Genomic DNA, 16,995 nt, shown 5'->3' on the forward strand with positions numbered 1-16,995 from the left:
TAAAGGTTGCTATATCATTTCAATTTTATATTGACCATAAGAAACACAAGTGTTCTATAGCTCAGGATAAATGAAATTACAAAAGCTCTTTCAACATAACTTCTAGTTTGTCTTGGTCTTTGGCAAAGTTGCGAATACCTTCAGCAAGCTTTTCCGTCGCCATTGGATCTTGGTTATGTTCCCATCTAAATTGACTTTCAGTTAGCTTTTCGCCAGGGGTTTTAGTGGCGCCTTTGTCTACTAATTTGGTTTCTAAGCCACCTTCAGTTTGTGAAAGTTCTTCAAGTAGATTTGGGCTAATGGTTAATCGGTCACAGCCTGCAAGCTCAATTATTTCGCCGGTATTACGGAAACTGGCACCCATAACAACAGTTTTATAACCGTGTTCTTTGTAGTACTGATAAATGTTGCTGACAGATACTACTCCTGGATCTTCATTCGCAGCGTAGCTATCTTTACCAGTGCTTGCTTTGTACCAATCAAGAATTCGTCCAACAAAAGGTGAAATCAGGAAAACCCCAGCTTCAGCACATGCTCTGGCTTGAGCAAAGCTGAATAACAACGTTAGGTTACAGTTAATACCTTCTTTTTCCAGAATTTCAGCAGCGCGAATTCCTTCCCAAGTAGAAGCAAGTTTAATTAATACCCGCTCTTTACTCACGCCAGCTTGTTCATAAAGTCCGATTAATTTTTTCGCTTTGGCAATACTGCCTTGTGTATCGAAAGATAAGCGTGCATCTACTTCTGTTGATATACGACCTGGTACGATATTGACAATCTCTTTACCAATTTTAACCGCCAACATATCGCCAGCATCTTCTATTTGCTGTGTGACATCATCTGATTGGGTTTTTGCCCATGCAACGGAGTCTTCAATTAATGAACGATATTGCGGTAATTCAGCAGCTTTAAGTAACAAAGATGGGTTTGTAGTGGCATCAACAGGTTGATACTTTTTAATTGCTTCGATGTCACCAGTATCTGCCACGACTGTGGTGATTTCCCGTAAAGCTGCTAATTGATTTGTCATATAAACCTCTTTAGAAATGATTAATTTTGCAATCATCGATAGTCAGTTGTTATCAAGATTACGTCATGAAATATAGTAAACCTTTAGAATCACTCACAGGGTATAACTGTTGAGGTTTGGTTTCTACACTATCGGACATTGAACTATTAAAAAATAATGGTCATATTATAATAAATAAAAGTGGGCATTTATATGAGTTGTGAGTAATTACTCAAAATAGTTGTATGAACTCCTAGATTCTGACTCAGAGAGTTGCGATTAAATAAAAATTGAACTGTGAAATTTGTGCTTGTCAAAATGTTTAGTAAATACAATTAATGGTATAGTGATAGTTGCTCAGAACTTCATAATTAACGCCTATTAAAAGAAAGGATATTTGATGCTAGTTGTTGTATCACCTGCAAAGAATTTAGACTACGAAACCCCCTCTACTACACAACTTTTCTCACAGCCTGAATATTTGGCCGATTCTGAACTGTTAATCAAAGAGTGTGTCAAATTAACACCGGCAGATTTATCTAGCCTAATGCATATCAGTGACAAATTAGCAGGCTTAAATGCTGCACGGTTTAGTAGTTGGAATTTGCCATTTAACCAAGACAACGCTAAACAGGCAATTTTGGCGTTTAACGGTGATGTCTACACCGGCATTCAAGCTGAGCAATTTAGTGAAGAGGATCTTCAATATGCACAACAACATATGCGAATTTTGTCTGGTTTGTATGGCTTACTTAGACCTTTAGATCTTATGCAACCATACCGTTTGGAAATGGGGACGAAACTCAACAACAAACGAGGAAAAGATCTGTATGAATTTTGGGGTGAGAAAATAACCGCTGGAATTAATCAAGCGTTACGCCAACAAGGTGATGAAGTACTGGTTAATTTGGCCTCAAATGAATATTTTAAGTCAGTTAAGGTCAAGAGCTTAAATGGAAAACTCATTACCCCCGTTTTTAAAGATAAAAAGAACGGTGAATATAAAGTGATTAGTTTTTATGCCAAAAAAGCACGTGGATTGATGGCCCGTTATATTATCGAAAAGCGCTTACCTGACCCTGCACAAATTAAACAGTTCGATAGTGCCGGATATCAATTTAGTGCATCGTTAAGTAATGATAAACAATGGGTCTTTACCAGAGAAGAGCAGTAATACTCGAGTCGTTAAAATCCCAATGGGAAAATGATTACAAGCCCATATAACGAGTGTAAGCTACTGTTTGAAACACTAACGCCAAGGAACTATATGATTTCTGTTATTAGCAAAAGCGCCTTGATCGCTGCCAACTTGCTTTATTCTGCCAGCTTAATGGCACAATCTGCCACCATTGAGGCAGCACAAGATTCAGCGCAGCAGGTTTTTTCAGCCTGTATCTCTGATATACAGCAAAAAGCGGAGACAGCGGGAATTGATAAAACAGTCATCTCTTACGCGTTAGATGATGTGAAACAGATTGATAAAGTGCTCGAATACGACCGCAATCAACCAGAGTTTGTACAAACTTTCCCTACTTATTTAAATAAACGTGTCACCCAATGGCGAATTGATAAAGGTCGAGAAATGCTGCGTAAGCATAAAGACTTATTAAACCAATTAACTCAAGAATACGGGGTGCCTGCACACTATTTAATATCATTTTGGGGATTAGAAACTAATTTTGGTAGTTATAAAGGCAAAATGCCGATAATCGATTCATTGGCAACATTAGCCTGCGATGAGCGCCGTAGTCGATTTTTCACTCAGGAGTTACTAACGGCTCTGAAGTTAATGCAAAGAGAAAACTTAAAAAAAGACAAGATGTTGGGATCTTGGGCAGGCGCCATGGGGCACACTCAATTTATGCCTTCAGCCTATATTAATTATGCGGTAGATGGCGATAATGATGGTTTAGTAGACTTATGGGATAGTGAACCTGATGCCTTGTCATCGGCAGCTAACTTCTTAAATAAACTGGGCTGGAAAAAAGGGTTTATATGGGGAAGAGAAGTGAATCTCCCTGCTAACTTCGATTACAGTCACGCTGGTAAAGATAGTCGTAAACAATTAACCCAGTGGTCGGAATTTGGCGTTCGAAAGGTCAATGATGACAAGATCCCTAAAAGTGAAATAGATGCTTCTTTGATCTTGCCTACCGGAGCGAAAGGGCCAGCCTTCCTTGTTTACAGCAACTTTGATGTGATTATGCGCTGGAACAATTCTGAGTCTTATGCTCTTGCCGTAGGTTATCTAGCAGACCGAATCATTGGTAAGCCTGAGTGGGCGAAGTCGTTGCCTGATTTACCGAATTATCCTATTAGTCAAATGATCGAATTACAGGATGGATTAAACGAATTAGGCTTTGATGTAGGTAAAGCTGATGGGATCATGGGGCCAGCCACTCGCAAAGGAATTCGTCAATTTCAATTGGCAAACAATATGTTAGCCGACGGATACCCAGACCAAAGTGTTTTCATCAGTGTGCAAGAAGCGGTAAATAAAAGTCAAAAACTAGATGGTGTTTAACCTTAGTTGTATTAATCAATATACCGGAGTATTGCTGTACATATTTCAACCGTTATAGAACTTTAGTCTAATGACCTCAACAGCGAACGCAGCTGAAATTATTTCGAAAACATTTAATTAATTGAGGAATTAGCCATGTTGAAAATTGTTAAAACTTCTCTTCTTGTAGTTACTGCATCCTTTCTCTATAGCGGAGCAGCTCAAGCAGATATCAACGACGCATTACAGAATATTTGTACTATTGTTAAGACGGATGACAAAGGTGAATTACGCAAAAAGATGAAAAAGGTACAATCTGATTTTCGTCTTAAATTAAAAGATTATTATTCAGGCGTTACCTGCGGTGGAAATAGTCTGATTAGAACAGCTGTGTTAAATGAAGCCATTGAAACAGGAACACTTTTAGTTAAGAAAATGCCAAAAAGTGACTTAACCTCACCAGAAAATGATGGCAAAACTCTGCAATCTTGGATCGCTGAAAACGGCTTAGATTCGTCACCAATCTCAGCGGTTTTAAAAGATAGAATCTAATAAGGTTAAACAACCATTGCTTGTTAAGCCTATTATATATTTATTAATTGATAGCGTAATCACTTGCATGCAAGTCGAAAAACAGTCAACTACATGACTGTTTTTTCGTCTGAGGTAAGGTACTTACTCAGTATTTTATTTAACATCTGAGGCTTAATTGGTTTAGTTATATAATCATTCATGCCAGCAGCATATGCCATATCATAATCTGAGCTCATCGCATTTGCCGATAGTCCGCATATCACTAGATCATCAAATCCCCGCTGCCTTAACAGTTTGGTGGCTTCATAACCGTCCATTACTGGCATTTGGATATCCATTAAAACAATATCGTATTGAGGTGAATTGACGATCTTTGTAACAGCTTGATGACCATCTTCAGCCACGTCATACGTCAGGCCTAAGTTTGATAACATCTCACAAGCAACAATTTGGTTGATATGATTATCTTCCACTAATAAAACATGGCCACTGAGTTGCGCTGGCACAAGGCTTATTTCTCCCAATTCATCTTTGTTGTACTGCACTTCAACCCCTAAAGCTTGCAATACAAATAAGCTAAAATGCCTTGGCGTAAATGGATGGGAAAGAACGGGGAGATCCCACTTTTGTTGTAATAATGAAGGTAGTGTACTTGGTTGTGTATTAGTGACTAAACCAATTTTGACACCTTTTTCTTTTGCGTTTGCAATGTGTTGATTTAAGACTTTATGGGTTTTAATGTCGTCAATATCCATTAACAACAATGAATTTTCTTTGGTTTGAAAATCAAAACTATCAATTTCAGTTAATGATAAGGATACATAGTCGTTGTCTAATTTTTGCAGATATGAAAGGGGAGTTAAGCCTGAATCGTGGACAGAAACGTGCGCGATGCTAACCGCAAGCCCTAAATCCATAATGCATTTATTCTGATTTTCGGTATCTAATACTAAGTCAACTTTAAAGTGACTTCCGCGATTTACTTCGGACTCAACGGTTATCTTTCCGTCCATCAATTCAACAAGCTGTTTGACAATAGATAAACCCAAACCTGTGCCACCAAACCTTCTGCTGGTAGATTCGTCCGCTTGAGTGAATGGATTAAAAATATTGTTAAGCTGTTTTTCTTCCATGCCAATACCGGTGTCTTTTACCGATATTTTCAAACAAATTTTATTATTACCTAAAGACGCAAAGTCTATGTTGATAATGACTGAACCATTGCGGGTAAATTTTACCGCATTAGTGCATAAGTTTAGCAATACTTGGCTGATTCTCATCGGGTCACCGATAAGCTCCCGAGGTAAAAGGGGGTTTACGATGAAATGAATATTGAGGTTCTTTTCATTGCCTTTTGCAGAAATATTTGCGAGTAGATTTTCGAACATTGATTTGGGGGAAAATTTAACTTTTTCTATATCCAGTTTGCCCGCTTCAATCTTAGAAAAATCGAGAATATCATTAATTAAATTCAGTAAAATATGGGTTGAATAAGCTACTTTTTCTAGGTTAGCTCTCTGCTCTTCATCCAGTTTCGATTTTAACACTATATCCACTAAGCCAATGATGCCATTCATAGGGGTTCGAATTTCATGACTCATATTAGCAAGAAAGATGCTTTTGGTTGCCAACGCCCGCTCAGCTTTCTTAGTTGATATTGCCAACTCTTTGTTTAATTTTTCTTGTTGGGCATTCAATTGTTTTGATTGCTCTAAAAGCTCTTGGGTCTGTATGTTCTTTTCTTGAAATACTTGAGCTGCCGAGGCTAAATCGCCAATCTCGTTATTTCGCCGTCTTTGTATTTTTTTATTGATACCTTTGCCGCTGGCAAGCTGTTTAAATAGCTCAGTCATTTCAGATATTGGCATCATCACCCGATAGGTAAAAAACAACGCAGCTATCACAGCAAGCGCGACACTTATGGCGGCAAAAAGACTATTTCTGCTTTGTGCATCTTTTCCGCTTTGAATAATTTCTGAATTGATTCGTTGTTGGTTGTCGGTGACAAGTTGATTGAGTTCACGGGTTAAGTATAAAAATTCGTTTGCGGAACCTGCCATTACAACGTTAATTAAAAACAAATAGCCACGAGTAATTTGCGAAAGTTGTTTAAAATCAGTGCTTAACTTGCCCAGGTCGCTTTCCACCGCTATAAACATTTTTGGGTCTTGAATTGAACTGTTCAAAATATCTTTTGCTTGAGACAGCAAATCATCAAATTCTTTAATAATGACAGGATCTGGTGTTAACAAATATTCTAATGATTTTGTATGTGCCTCAGACAATAGCTGCTTAGCTGTTAACACGTCTTTGTATTGCTCTGCGGAAAGGTTTGTGTTTGTTTGATATTCTTGCAACTGCGTTTGGATAGTAATAAATCGCGTTTGAATGTCATCTTCAAATAGTCGTTCTCTGCGACTTCGCCCTTGCACAACAGTTTCGAAGTTACTTCTATATTCTTCAAGGTGGGCATTCATTCGGCTAATTTTATCAGTGTAGGCTTCTGCCTGTTCATCAGATTGGATTGATGAATTTAACAATGATAGGTTGTTATTGATTTTTTCGTGAATGGAGTCAAAACGCCCGATCACAGAGTCACTCGCAGTTTGTTTAAAAATCAGTACATAACGCTGGATATCAAGAACATCTTTTTCAAGATCTCGAACAAGTCCAACCTTTTCCATTGTTTGTTGGGACAACGTTATACCAGAAAAAAACACTTCCTGATTTTTAGTGGACAAATACGATTGTGCAATTAAGAAAAGTATCAGCGCAGTTAACACTATCGTTATTTGAATTTTTAACGAATTAAACAATTACTTTAGACCTCCAAATGTCTTATGAGCTAATAAATTCGTACCACTTTTGCAGACTATAATCGTAAGTGGGCATAACCGTATTCCAAACAGCTACATTTGAGAATCGCGTTTCATAATTACCCCCGGAACGAATATCGCCTTTTTTCACTGATATATTGCCATCAGTCCCTTGCAAATCGTGCCTCGCGGCCAAACCGCGATACCAATAATCCCATTCTGCCTGACTTAAAAACTTAGCTGAACGTTGTGGGTTAGAAATATAGTAACCTTGTTTGGCGATAAAAGCCCCAGGCCAACCAGATAACCACCAATTCATATAATCATAGGCCGCATCTTTGTTACTAGCGGAAATCGCAGATGACATGCACATGACACCGTGCCAGCCCCTATAGCCTTCTTTAGGAGCGGCAAATGAGACAGGTACATTTTGTCCGTTCAATGCTGATACTGCAGGTGAGAACATACTTTCAATGTGAACTCGATCAGAGCGCATAAAATCAACTGACTCGGGAACAGACGTCCAAAAGCCGCTAAAGTGATTTTGGTGCTTTAGGTCAATAAGGTAATCAAACAATATGTCTAATTCGCGCTTAGACATTGCACCTATGTCGTTGAACGTCAGAACACCTTGGGCTTGGGCCGCTAAGGCTAAGTCAAAGATGCCAATAGTTGGCGCATTGACTATGCCTACCTTTCCTCTATTTTTGGCGTCCAACAACCAACCCCAGCTTTCGGTATCATATGGAACTCCTTGAGGTATTTTGTTGGTGTTGTAACCAAAAGAATCGACATTGTGTACGTATGGTAAAAAACTAATCTTATCGGTGTGATCTGTACCTAAACTGCCGTCGTCTTGTACGTGTAGAATTTTAAACGGGGCATCCCCTGCACCAATTTTAGCGCTATCAGTGATTTTGCCCGTTTTGGTTAATGAGTTGATCTCATTCCAGTGCGTAATTCTGTTTTTATCTATGGCTTGGATAGCTCCCGCTGCCCAAAGCACATTGATACTATTTGACCATTGCTCGTATAAATCAAAAGAACTAGGGTCCATTGAGGCTTTTTGCATGACTGCTGCGCTGCCCCTAGCTTCAAACACTAAATCGATACCTAGGTCCTGCATGGCTTGCTCGCGCAACTCGTTTTGCAAAGTTACATGGGTACCAAGCACCTTTAATACGGTTTTCGTTCGGGCAAACACATAAGGCGCCTTGCTAAGAAGCACGGCGCTAGCACCACTTTTAGCTAACGTTTTTAGGGTATTGCGTTTGGTTTTATCCAAAAGCTTGGGATTATTTTCCATGGAAACTAGTCGTTTAGTGTTAATACCTAAACGTTAGAGTAATTTGGCAGGTTTTACCATTAAACAATGGTATAAAAATACAACTAAATTCGTTTATTTATTACTGTTCTTCACGATAAAGCTTTTGTTCAAATTTTAGTGTTTGCTGTACTTTATTCTGTTGTAAAGAAATATTGAAGCGGTAATGATCTTCATGCTCGAAGGGCATCGAAGCCAAATAATATATGGCTTCTCCCTCGACTACCGGTTTAAAAGTAAGTTCTATAGTGGTGCCCAGCAGGTTTCTTGCGGTACCGCTAATATCTACTTTTTGAGCCTGTTTGTTTTGTCTATTAATAACAGAAATATTAATTAGCGTATTATTTGGGCTACGAACAATCCCATTCGCCCGAGCGATTTCGGGCGTCAAAAAAGTAGTATTAAAGGCGATGTAATGCACATCCCAATCACCCAAAACCTTTTTCTGTTCTGCCGATGCAAAACTAGCAAACACTATTAGTGAAATACAAATAACCCGATAAAACATTTTATCTTCCTAAAATAGTCGCATGATAAAAAGCAAAAAGATGATTAATATCATAGGTGATAAATCAAGCCCACCGATAGGCGGTATGATGCGTCTTATGGGGGCAATCATAGGTTCAGTTAATTGCTGGAATAAGAATTCAAGAGGGTTGTTGCCTTGACTTACCCAACTTAAGATCGCGCGAATAATTAACACATATATTATTAATTGAACCCCTTCAACAAGCAGCATTACCAAGGCATTTTTTAATATCCAAAAAACATTGGTTAACATGAAACCATTAATCGCAGCAATCACCCATATGTTGGCCAACGCAATGACCAACGCAAATACAAAAGTCGCGGTATCGAATCTGCCAATAGATGGAATAACTCTGCGTAATGGACCTATTATTGGATGTGTCACTTTGACAATGAATTGACTCAAAGGGTTATAAAAGTCAGCTTGGGCTAATTGTAGCCAAAGTCTTAACATGACGACCATCAAGTAGAGCTTAAAAATTGTTTCAACCAAAAAAGCCACGGCTTCCATAAATATTGATACCTTTAAAATTGTTTAGACATTTGTTGGGCACGACTAATTGCAGCATCCATCGCTGTTGCGACAATTGACGGCAAATCACTAGCTTGAAAGCTCTCGATAGCTTGATTAGTTGTACCACCTTTTGAAGTAACTTGGGCTCTAAGCTCGCCAATTTCAAGGTGATCATTGTGACAAACCATTTCAGCTGCGCCCAACATTGCTTGTTGGACTAGTTTTCTGCTGTCTTGTTGGCTCATTCCCAACGACACAGCATGATTCTGCATTGATTCTAAGAATAAGAAAAAATAGGCTGGGCTGCTGCCTGCTGTGGCAATAACGATATCTATGTCGGATTCTTTGGATACCCACAATGTTTCACCAACACTGCCCATCATCTGATCTACAAACTCTTTTAAATCAGCGGCAAGGGTATCGGGTGCATACAAACCTGTCATGCCTTTACTTAATAGGCTAGGTGTATTTGGCATCGTTCTAACCAAATCGTAATTACCGCCAAGCATTTCCAGCAAACGTGCGTGACTTATTCCCGCCGCAATGGACACAAATAGCTTGCCGTTTAAATCTAGTTTGCTGGCTAAATCTTGGCAAACTGTTTCCATCAGTTGAGGTTTAACCGCAAGCACTATGACACTGGCTTGTTTAACGGCAACTTGGTTGTCTTGGGTGATATTCACCCCTAATTCAGACTGTAAACTTTCTAATTTGCCGATAGATGGATTACTGGCAATGATTTTCTTTGGATCATATCCCGATTTTACCAGACCGGAGATAATCGAACGTGTCATGTTACCTGCGCCAATAAACGCAATGGTTTTTTCACTCATAAATTATTGTCTCTTAGGTTGTGTAATTGCGGGCACCAAATATGGCTGTTCCTACCCGTACCATAGTACTTCCATTTAGCACTGCTGGTTCTATATCTGCACTCATGCCCATGGATAATGTGTCAACTGATTCATAAGAGTGTTGTAAGTCGACGAAAAGTTGGTGCATGTGTTGATAGGTGTTAACCAGTTCTTGTGCAGATTGTGAAGCTTTGGGAATTGTCATTAATCCTCTAAGCGTTAAGTTGGGTAGTGTATCAATTAGCGCGGCTAGTGTCTCAATTTCATTAGGTAAAACCCCAGCTTTACTTTCTTCAGCGTTGATATTTACCTGAATTAACACATTTAATTTTTTGTGCGCACTACGGTGATTATTTAAGCGTTTCGCGATTTTTTCTCGATCGACACTTTGCACCCAGTCGAAATTCTCTGCTACGGGTTTACTTTTATTTGATTGAATGGGGCCAATAAAGTGCCATTCGATATCTTTAAGCTCTTGCAATTCCTGAACTTTTTCGACACCCTCTTGCACATAGTTTTCGCCGAATGATCGGTGTCCTGCTTCATACGCAAGGACGATATCAGATACCGGTTTTGTTTTACTCACTGCTAGTATTTGCACTGAATTTGGCGCACGATTAGCTTTATTTAATGCCATAGTTAGGCTTTTATGTGCGCTTTTGAGACGTTCTGCTATTGTTTCCATGAGCCACTATTTAGACGGAGAATCGTATTTTGGATATTACCGAACTTTTAGCTTTTAGTGTTAAGAATAATGCATCAGATTTACATCTATCAGCGGGGTTGCCACCGATAATACGTGTAGACGGTGAAATTCGCCGTTTAAATGTGCCGGAATTGGATCATAAACAGGTACATGCGTTGGTTTACGAAATCATGAACGATAAACAACGTAAAGAATACGAAGAAAATTTGGAAGTGGATTTTTCTTTTGAAGTAAAAGATTTATCTCGATTTCGTGTCAATGCCTTTGTGCAAAACCGAGGCGCAGCGGCAGTACTAAGGACTATCCCGAGTAAAGTCCTCACTTTGGATGATTTGGGCGCTCCGGCTATTTTCAAAGATATTATCAATCAGCCTACAGGTATAGTGTTGGTTACCGGGGCAACAGGTTCGGGGAAAAGTACGACCTTGGCGGCGATGATAGATCACATCAATACTAGTAAAAGAGAGCACATTCTAACCATTGAAGATCCCATTGAATTTGTCCATCAAAACAAACTTTGTGTACTCAACCAACGTGAAGTGCATCGGGATACTCACAGTTTTAATAATGCGCTGCGATCTGCATTACGGGAAGATCCCGATGTGATACTGGTGGGGGAATTACGGGACTTAGAAACCATTCGCTTGGCGATCTCCGCTGCCGAAACAGGCCATTTGGTCTTTGCAACTTTACATACCAACTCAGCGCCTAAGACCATAGATAGAATCATTGACGTATTTCCGGCTGAAGAAAAGTCGATGGTACGCTCCATGCTCTCAGAGTCATTGCGAGCGGTTATTTCTCAAACATTGTTGAAGAAGGTGGGCGGCGGCCGAATTGCAGCTCATGAGATTATGATAGGAATTCCAGCAATTCGTAATTTGATCCGTGAAGATAAGGTTCCGCAAATGTATTCGGTAATTCAAACCGGTCAGGCCCATGGAATGCAAACCATGGATCAATGTTTACAACGTCTCGTTGCTCAAGGCGTGATAACCGCCCAAGATGCGGCGTCTAAATCTGTTGATAAACAACCAAAAATTGGTTTCTAGGAGTATCCAATGGACTTAAATCCTTATCTGAGAAAAATGGCAGAACAAGGTGCATCAGACTTGTTTATTACAGTTGGCTTTCCCATTAGTGCAAAAATAAATGGGCAAATGACGCCGATCAACGATGAGCGTTTAAGTGAAGAAGCCGCACTTGCACTGGTTCATAACGTTATGAGCGAGAAACAGCAGGACGAATTTAATAACAGTAAAGAGTGTAACTTTGCGATTGCTAGAGATGGCATTGGACGTTTTCGTTGCAGTGCCTTTTGGCAGCGGGATATGGCCGGCATGGTGGTTCGCCGCATCGTTACGCAAATTCCCAAAGCCGATGAGCTAGGCCTACCAGAGATACTTAAAGACGTCATAATGTCCAAGCGAGGACTGTTGTTGTTTGTTGGTGCTACAGGTACCGGTAAATCAACATCCTTAGCTGCATTGATGGGACATCGTAATCAAAACTCAAGAGGCCACATATTGACCATTGAGGACCCTATCGAATTTGTCCATGAACATGCAGGCTGTGTGGTGACACAACGGGAAGTGGGCATAGACACTCGTTCGTTCGACGATGCGCTTAAAAGTTCATTGCGACAAGCGCCGGATGTGATTTTGATTGGCGAAATTCGATCTATGGAAACCATGGAATATGCCATGTCATTTGCCGATACCGGGCACTTATGTGTGGCGACTTTACACGCCAACAATGCCAATCAGGCGATTGAACGTATTATGCACTTAGCACCACCAGAGCAGCATGAAAAATTGCGTTTCGATTTGAGTTTAAATTTGCGAGCCATTGTTGCACAACAGCTTGTTCCTACGATTGACGGTAAAGGGCGGGTTGCGGCCATCGAAATTTTACTTAACTCGCCATTAGTGACAGATTTAATTCAGCGCAATGAAATTGGTTCGCTCAAAGAAGCAATGAAAAAAGGCAAAGAAATGGGGATGCAAAGCTTTGATATGGCTTTGTATGAATTATATAAACAAGAACGCATTAGCATGGAACAGGCTATCCATCATGCTGATTCACCAAATGACCTGCGTTTAATGATTAAACTGGATACGGAAGAGGGGACAGGTTTAGGTTCACTGTCTAATGTTTCCATTGATATGGATTAGCCTGAATGAAAAAAATTTATTGGCACAATGATCGTTTTCGTATCTACCAGATTAAACAGCTATTAGATGATAATCACATTCCCAATTTTATTAAGAATGAGTTTGCAATTGGCGCAATCGGGGAATTATCGCCATTAGATGCTATGCCTGAAGTTTGGTTAACTGATGATGCATGGCAACACAAGGCGAATAAATTAATTGAGGAATTCGACGTACAACCTGCAGAGGCAAAAAATTGGGTATGTGAGAAATGCAATGAAGAAAATGAAGGAAGCTTTTCACTGTGTTGGAATTGTGGCAATAGTATCACTGCCACGGCAAACACATTATAATTTTACTGTGACATAAAACTTTCTAAGATTAAGCATGCAGAAGCGCTATCTACCTTGCCTTTAGTGAGCTTTTTAAACCCTCCCATTTCAAACAATCGTGCTTTTGCATCTACAGTGGTTAGACGCTCGTCAAGAGTTTGCACTGGGACTTTAAATTTTGCGTGTAGCCTGTTCGCAAACTTTTGCGCCCTAAACGTCATCTCTTGTTTGCTACCGTCCATATTTAAAGGCAGCCCAACGACCACTAAATGGGGTTGCCATTGTTCATAGACTTTATTTACCAGCTCCCAATCAGGAATACCATCACGGGCATGAATTGCCTCTAACGGCGAAGCTGTACCGGTAATTTCTTGGCCAATAGCAACACCAATACTTTTGGTTCCAAAATCAAAACCCAATAAGGTTTTAGAGGTGCTTGTCATAATTTTAAACGCCTTTTAAGCATGACCCGCATCCGGACCCAGTTGCCAAACGTCTATGCCAAGTTTGCGAACAGCTTCTTCCCATTTTTTGTGGATAGGGACGTCGAATAATAATTCCTCATCCGCTTCCACTATCAACCATGAATTGTTTTGCACTTCTTCTTCAAGTTGCCCCGCAGTCCAACCGGCGTAACCTAGGGTCACTAAGGATTTAGCTGGGGCTTTTTCATTACCAAGCGCCGATAGTATATCTTTGGAGGTGGTGATCATGATTTCCGATGTGAGTTGTAAACTTGAACTCCAACCTGGTTGGGTTGTGTGCAAGATAAAACCACGGTCTTGACTCACAGGACCGCCAGCCAAAACAATTTCATCTGCTTTTTCTGCCAATACTATGGCGTCTTTATCTGCTTGGGTGATTAATTCTTGTAAGCTCATACCGATCGGCTGATTAATCACCAAACCCATAGCGCCTTTGTCATTGTGTTCACAAATGTAAGTTAGAGAACGGGCAAAATACGGATCATCTAAACTTGGCATTGCGACCAATAAATGATGTTCAAAGCTTTGCATTACTTTCACCTAAACGTTTTTCAATAGCATCGAATAACATACCTGTAATATTGACATCATATGCGGCTTCAATTTCTTGAACACAAGTGGGGCTGGTGACATTAATTTCGGTAATTCGGTCGCCTATGACATCAAGGCCTACAAAGATTAAGCCTTTTTCAACCAGCAACGGAGCTATCTTTTCGGCTATTTGTTTATCCGATTCAGACAAGGGTTGTGGTCTTCCTGTTCCGCCAGCGGCTAAATTTCCGCGGGTTTCGCCCTTAGTCGGTAAGCGAGCAAGACAATAGGGAACAACCTGTCCATCAATAATCAGTATTCGTTTGTCACCGTCTTTTATTTCTGGCATGTAGCGCTGAAACATCGCATAAGTGGAACCATTGTTAGTCAAGGTTTCCATGATCACACCCAAGTTCGTGCCATCTGGGGTGACGCGAAAAATAGATGTACCACCCATACCATCTAATGGTTTACAAATGATGTCCTGATGCTTTTTATGGAATTCACGGATCAACGCTGAATTGCGGGTGACCAATGTATCTGGAATTAAATCTGGGAACCATGAAGTAAACAACTTCTCATTAAAGTCACGTAAACTAGAGGAGCGATTAACGACTAAAGTGCCAGCTTGTTCAGCTAAAGAAAATATATGTGTTGAGTACAGAAATTCACTATCAAAAGGCGGATCTTTGCGCATTAAAATAACATCAAGCTCTGCCAAGTTGAGATTCTTTGATTCACCTAATTCAAACCACTTTTGTGGGTCTTTGATGACTTTCAAAGGCCGCATTTGTGCCATGGGAACACCGTTATCAATGTACAGGTCAGACATTTCCATATAGGTAATCTCATACCCGCGTTTTTGGGCATCCAAAAGCATCGCAAAACTGGTGTCTTTTTTGATATTTATGCTTTCAATCGGATCCATTACGATCCCGAGTTTAATAGCCAATATTGATCCTTGCTGATTGTTAATATTTCATCATACCTAAGATCTTGTGCTACGACTAAAAATTTCAAGGGAAAGGCAACCTAAAAAATACAGATCTTTTAGAATTGCCAATATATTTACAATCGCAGTTCACTAACCTGCAAAAATAAGTGCTGTTAATGATGTTAATAGTTGGCTGTATTTATTTTTGCTTTATTGGCAGTGGGCAAACAAATCAGTACTAAAATAACGCTCTGCAGTATCGGCGAACAAGGTCACAATTCTTTTGCCTTTATTTTCTGCTAGTGCAGCTAATCTCATGGCTGCACATACTGCGGCACCTGATGAAATGCCTACTGGAATTCCTTCAACTCTGGCTAACATTCTGGCGTATTCAACGGCATCATCGTCACTGATAGTCTGTATGTCATCAATTACGCTTACATCTAAAATATCCGGGATATGACCAGAGCTAAGTCCTTGAATTTTATGCACGCCACTTTTCCCTTCACTTAACACCGGACAAGCGCTGGGTTCCACTGCAACAATTTGGATGTTCGAATTAAGTTGTTTGAGGGCTTTGGCAATACCAGTAATAGTGCCTCCTGTGCCTACACCGGCAACAAATATATCAATATTTCCGCCGCTGTCTCGCCAAATTTCCTGAGCAGTGGTGTTAAAGTGGGTGTCCACATTGGCTTGATTTGAAAATTGATTTAACGACACCGCGTTTGGCTGCTGGCTAACCAATAATGCCGCATGGTCAATGGCACCTTTAGTACCTAGCGCTTTAGGTGTGGTAATAACTTCTGCGCCATATAAACGGATTAACTTTCTACGTTCGATCGACATGTGTTCTGGAATAACAATAGTTAATGGAATTTGTCGGATTGCGCAAATCCACGCACATGCCACCCCGTTATTACCCGATGTTGCTTCAATGATGTGGGTATCTGCTGTGAACTCATCCGAGGCCATTAACGCATCTATCATCGCCAAAGCTGGACGATCTTTGACAGAGCCAGCAGGATTAAAATATTCCACCTTGGCAACCAGATCACATTCGAGCCCGGCATTTTCAATAATGCGTGACAATCTAACTAACGGCGTATTGCCAATCGTTTGGGTAATATCGCCATGTATGTTTTCGGTTAAAGTCGCTTGCGGTTGAATGATGTTTTGTCTTGCCAACATAATCGTTATATCCATTGTGATTTTTAGTTAGTTTGACATGCAAAAAAAGTAAAAAATTCTAAAATATTTCACTTATTTATCTTATATTAGAATTTAATTCTAATTTGTAAGGTAATTAACATTGTGGATGCTATAGATAAGCGCATTTTGCGATTAATGCAACAAGACGTAACTCTTTCAGTAAGTCATATAGCTGAACAGGTCGGTTTGAGCAATACACCCTGTTGGAGACGTATTCAGTTACTTGAAAAACAAGGTGTAATCAACCGACGTGTGGCCTTGTTGAACAGTGAAAAAGTTGGGTTAAACGTCACCGCATTTGTGCAAGTAAAAGCCGGAAAACATGATGATAAATGGCTCAAAATGTTTGCTGTACATGCTAGTAATTTAGAAGAGGTGGTTGAGTTTTACCGTATGAGTGGGGAATACGATTATATGCTCAAAGTGATGGTTAAGGATCTAAAAGCATTTGATGTTTTTTACAAAAAGTTGGTCTCTGGTATCGATTTATCTGACGTCACTTCAAGTTTTGCAATGGAACAAATTAAATATACGACTACCTTACCTATTGTTTAAGCATC

Annotated in this window: 18 protein-coding genes; 7 read left to right on the forward strand and 11 right to left on the reverse strand. The window is 39.9% G+C overall.

Translation table 11 applies throughout. From position 1 onward, the window contains the following. Nucleotides 1–76: 76 nt before the first annotated feature. Complete coding sequence (gene tal / locus VUI23_RS04300; protein WP_342806992.1) at nucleotides 77–1,030, reverse strand: transaldolase; 954 nt, start codon at nucleotides 1,028–1,030, stop codon at nucleotides 77–79. Between the two features lie 379 nt (nucleotides 1,031–1,409). On the opposite strand from tal, the gene yaaA reads away from it, so the two are divergent. The 3 genes from yaaA to VUI23_RS04315 all read left to right on the forward strand — a co-directional run bounded on the left by yaaA (nucleotide 1,410) and on the right by VUI23_RS04315 (nucleotide 4,064). Then, on the forward strand, nucleotides 1,410–2,183 hold the full coding sequence (yaaA, locus tag VUI23_RS04305; protein WP_342806994.1) for a peroxide stress protein YaaA: 774 nt from the start codon (nucleotides 1,410–1,412) through the stop codon (nucleotides 2,181–2,183). Between the two features lie 93 nt (nucleotides 2,184–2,276). Continuing rightward, entirely contained in the window at nucleotides 2,277–3,533 is a 1,257-nt protein-coding gene (locus VUI23_RS04310) for a lytic murein transglycosylase (protein WP_216046890.1), read from the forward strand. Between the two features lie 135 nt (nucleotides 3,534–3,668). After that, nucleotides 3,669–4,064: a DUF3718 domain-containing protein gene (locus tag VUI23_RS04315; protein ID WP_342806996.1), complete on the forward strand. Its 396-nt coding sequence runs from the start codon at nucleotides 3,669–3,671 to the stop codon at nucleotides 4,062–4,064. 89 nt (nucleotides 4,065–4,153) lie between these two features. Here the strand turns inward: VUI23_RS04315 and VUI23_RS04320 are convergent, their stop codons facing one another. From VUI23_RS04320 to VUI23_RS04345, 6 genes are all read right to left on the reverse strand, one after another. After that, the gene (locus VUI23_RS04320; RefSeq protein WP_342806998.1) at nucleotides 4,154–6,745 is read right to left on the reverse strand and encodes an ATP-binding protein; all 2,592 of its coding nucleotides are present in this window, start codon (nucleotides 6,743–6,745) and stop codon (nucleotides 4,154–4,156) included. Between the two features lie 139 nt (nucleotides 6,746–6,884). Beyond that, the gene (locus VUI23_RS04325) at nucleotides 6,885–8,168 is read right to left on the reverse strand and encodes an extracellular solute-binding protein (RefSeq protein ID WP_342807000.1); all 1,284 of its coding nucleotides are present in this window, start codon (nucleotides 8,166–8,168) and stop codon (nucleotides 6,885–6,887) included. A 100-nt stretch (nucleotides 8,169–8,268) separates the two neighbouring features. Then, nucleotides 8,269–8,694, reverse strand: a complete 426-nt coding sequence (locus VUI23_RS04330) for a DUF4426 domain-containing protein (protein ID WP_342807002.1) — start codon at nucleotides 8,692–8,694, stop codon at nucleotides 8,269–8,271. 9 nt (nucleotides 8,695–8,703) lie between these two features. Then, complete coding sequence (locus tag VUI23_RS04335; protein ID WP_216046885.1) at nucleotides 8,704–9,225, reverse strand: YggT family protein; 522 nt, start codon at nucleotides 9,223–9,225, stop codon at nucleotides 8,704–8,706. Between the two features lie 14 nt (nucleotides 9,226–9,239). Next, nucleotides 9,240–10,061 carry a pyrroline-5-carboxylate reductase gene (gene proC / locus VUI23_RS04340; protein WP_342807004.1) on the reverse strand — a complete coding sequence of 274 codons (822 nt, stop codon included), beginning with the start codon at nucleotides 10,059–10,061 and terminating at the stop codon, nucleotides 9,240–9,242. A 13-nt stretch (nucleotides 10,062–10,074) separates the two neighbouring features. Next, entirely contained in the window at nucleotides 10,075–10,767 is a 693-nt protein-coding gene (locus VUI23_RS04345; protein ID WP_216046883.1) for a YggS family pyridoxal phosphate-dependent enzyme, read from the reverse strand. A 29-nt stretch (nucleotides 10,768–10,796) separates the two neighbouring features. Between VUI23_RS04345 and VUI23_RS04350 the strand changes: the two genes are divergently transcribed. Genes VUI23_RS04350 through VUI23_RS04360 form a run of 3 tightly spaced genes read left to right on the forward strand, consistent with a single transcriptional unit; the run spans nucleotide 10,797 to nucleotide 13,294 of the window. Then, nucleotides 10,797–11,840 (forward strand): type IV pilus twitching motility protein PilT, encoded by a 1,044-nt coding sequence (locus VUI23_RS04350; protein ID WP_216046882.1) that lies wholly within the window; start codon nucleotides 10,797–10,799, stop codon nucleotides 11,838–11,840. A 9-nt stretch (nucleotides 11,841–11,849) separates the two neighbouring features. Continuing rightward, nucleotides 11,850–12,962 (forward strand): PilT/PilU family type 4a pilus ATPase, encoded by a 1,113-nt coding sequence (locus VUI23_RS04355; protein ID WP_216046881.1) that lies wholly within the window; start codon nucleotides 11,850–11,852, stop codon nucleotides 12,960–12,962. Nucleotides 12,963–12,967: 5 nt separating this feature from the next. After that, nucleotides 12,968–13,294 (forward strand): DUF2007 domain-containing protein, encoded by a 327-nt coding sequence (locus VUI23_RS04360; RefSeq protein ID WP_216046880.1) that lies wholly within the window; start codon nucleotides 12,968–12,970, stop codon nucleotides 13,292–13,294. Nucleotides 13,295–13,296: 2 nt separating this feature from the next. Here VUI23_RS04360 and ruvX read toward each other — a convergent pair whose 3' ends face one another. The 4 genes from ruvX to cysK form a co-directional block, all read right to left on the reverse strand. Continuing rightward, a complete protein-coding gene (gene ruvX / locus VUI23_RS04365; RefSeq protein ID WP_216046879.1) occupies nucleotides 13,297–13,716 on the reverse strand; it encodes a Holliday junction resolvase RuvX in 420 nt (139 codons plus the stop codon). A 15-nt stretch (nucleotides 13,717–13,731) separates the two neighbouring features. Continuing rightward, nucleotides 13,732–14,289, reverse strand: a complete 558-nt coding sequence (locus tag VUI23_RS04370) for a YqgE/AlgH family protein (protein WP_216046878.1) — start codon at nucleotides 14,287–14,289, stop codon at nucleotides 13,732–13,734. Continuing rightward, nucleotides 14,276–15,241, reverse strand: coding sequence for a glutathione synthase (gshB, locus tag VUI23_RS04375; protein WP_303500534.1), 966 nt, complete (start codon nucleotides 15,239–15,241; stop codon nucleotides 14,276–14,278). Before gshB ends, VUI23_RS04370 begins: the two co-directional genes overlap by 14 nt. 192 nt (nucleotides 15,242–15,433) lie before the next feature. Continuing rightward, the gene (gene cysK, locus VUI23_RS04380; protein WP_216046957.1) at nucleotides 15,434–16,414 is read right to left on the reverse strand and encodes a cysteine synthase A; all 981 of its coding nucleotides are present in this window, start codon (nucleotides 16,412–16,414) and stop codon (nucleotides 15,434–15,436) included. Nucleotides 16,415–16,537: 123 nt separating this feature from the next. On the opposite strand from cysK, the gene VUI23_RS04385 reads away from it, so the two are divergent. Next, nucleotides 16,538–16,990, forward strand: a complete 453-nt coding sequence (locus VUI23_RS04385; protein WP_303500535.1) for an Lrp/AsnC family transcriptional regulator — start codon at nucleotides 16,538–16,540, stop codon at nucleotides 16,988–16,990. Nucleotides 16,991–16,995 lie beyond the last annotated feature (5 nt).

The organism is Alteromonas sp. M12 (genome assembly GCF_037478005.1).
Classification (GTDB): domain Bacteria; phylum Pseudomonadota; class Gammaproteobacteria; order Enterobacterales; family Alteromonadaceae; genus Aliiglaciecola; species Aliiglaciecola lipolytica_A.

Excerpts from the sequence above, each read along its gene's own strand:
- cysK (WP_216046957.1), bottom strand. The coding sequence starts at position 16,414 with ATGTTGGCAAGACAAAACATCATTCAACCGCAAGCGACTTTAACCGAA.
- VUI23_RS04325 (WP_342807000.1), bottom strand. The coding sequence starts at position 8,168 with ATGGAAAATAATCCCAAGCTTTTGGATAAAACCAAACGCAATACCCTA.
- VUI23_RS04360 (WP_216046880.1), top strand. The coding sequence starts at position 12,968 with ATGAAAAAAATTTATTGGCACAATGATCGTTTTCGTATCTACCAGATT.
- VUI23_RS04345 (WP_216046883.1), bottom strand. The coding sequence starts at position 10,767 with ATGGAAACAATAGCAGAACGTCTCAAAAGCGCACATAAAAGCCTAACT.
- VUI23_RS04330 (WP_342807002.1), bottom strand. The coding sequence starts at position 8,694 with ATGTTTTATCGGGTTATTTGTATTTCACTAATAGTGTTTGCTAGTTTT.
- VUI23_RS04310 (WP_216046890.1), top strand. The coding sequence starts at position 2,277 with ATGATTTCTGTTATTAGCAAAAGCGCCTTGATCGCTGCCAACTTGCTT.
- yaaA (WP_342806994.1), top strand. The coding sequence starts at position 1,410 with ATGCTAGTTGTTGTATCACCTGCAAAGAATTTAGACTACGAAACCCCC.
- VUI23_RS04315 (WP_342806996.1), top strand. The coding sequence starts at position 3,669 with ATGTTGAAAATTGTTAAAACTTCTCTTCTTGTAGTTACTGCATCCTTT.
- VUI23_RS04335 (WP_216046885.1), bottom strand. The coding sequence starts at position 9,225 with ATGGAAGCCGTGGCTTTTTTGGTTGAAACAATTTTTAAGCTCTACTTG.
- VUI23_RS04355 (WP_216046881.1), top strand. The coding sequence starts at position 11,850 with ATGGACTTAAATCCTTATCTGAGAAAAATGGCAGAACAAGGTGCATCA.
- VUI23_RS04370 (WP_216046878.1), bottom strand. The coding sequence starts at position 14,289 with ATGCAAAGCTTTGAACATCATTTATTGGTCGCAATGCCAAGTTTAGAT.
- proC (WP_342807004.1), bottom strand. The coding sequence starts at position 10,061 with ATGAGTGAAAAAACCATTGCGTTTATTGGCGCAGGTAACATGACACGT.
- ruvX (WP_216046879.1), bottom strand. The coding sequence starts at position 13,716 with ATGACAAGCACCTCTAAAACCTTATTGGGTTTTGATTTTGGAACCAAA.
- tal (WP_342806992.1), bottom strand. The coding sequence starts at position 1,030 with ATGACAAATCAATTAGCAGCTTTACGGGAAATCACCACAGTCGTGGCA.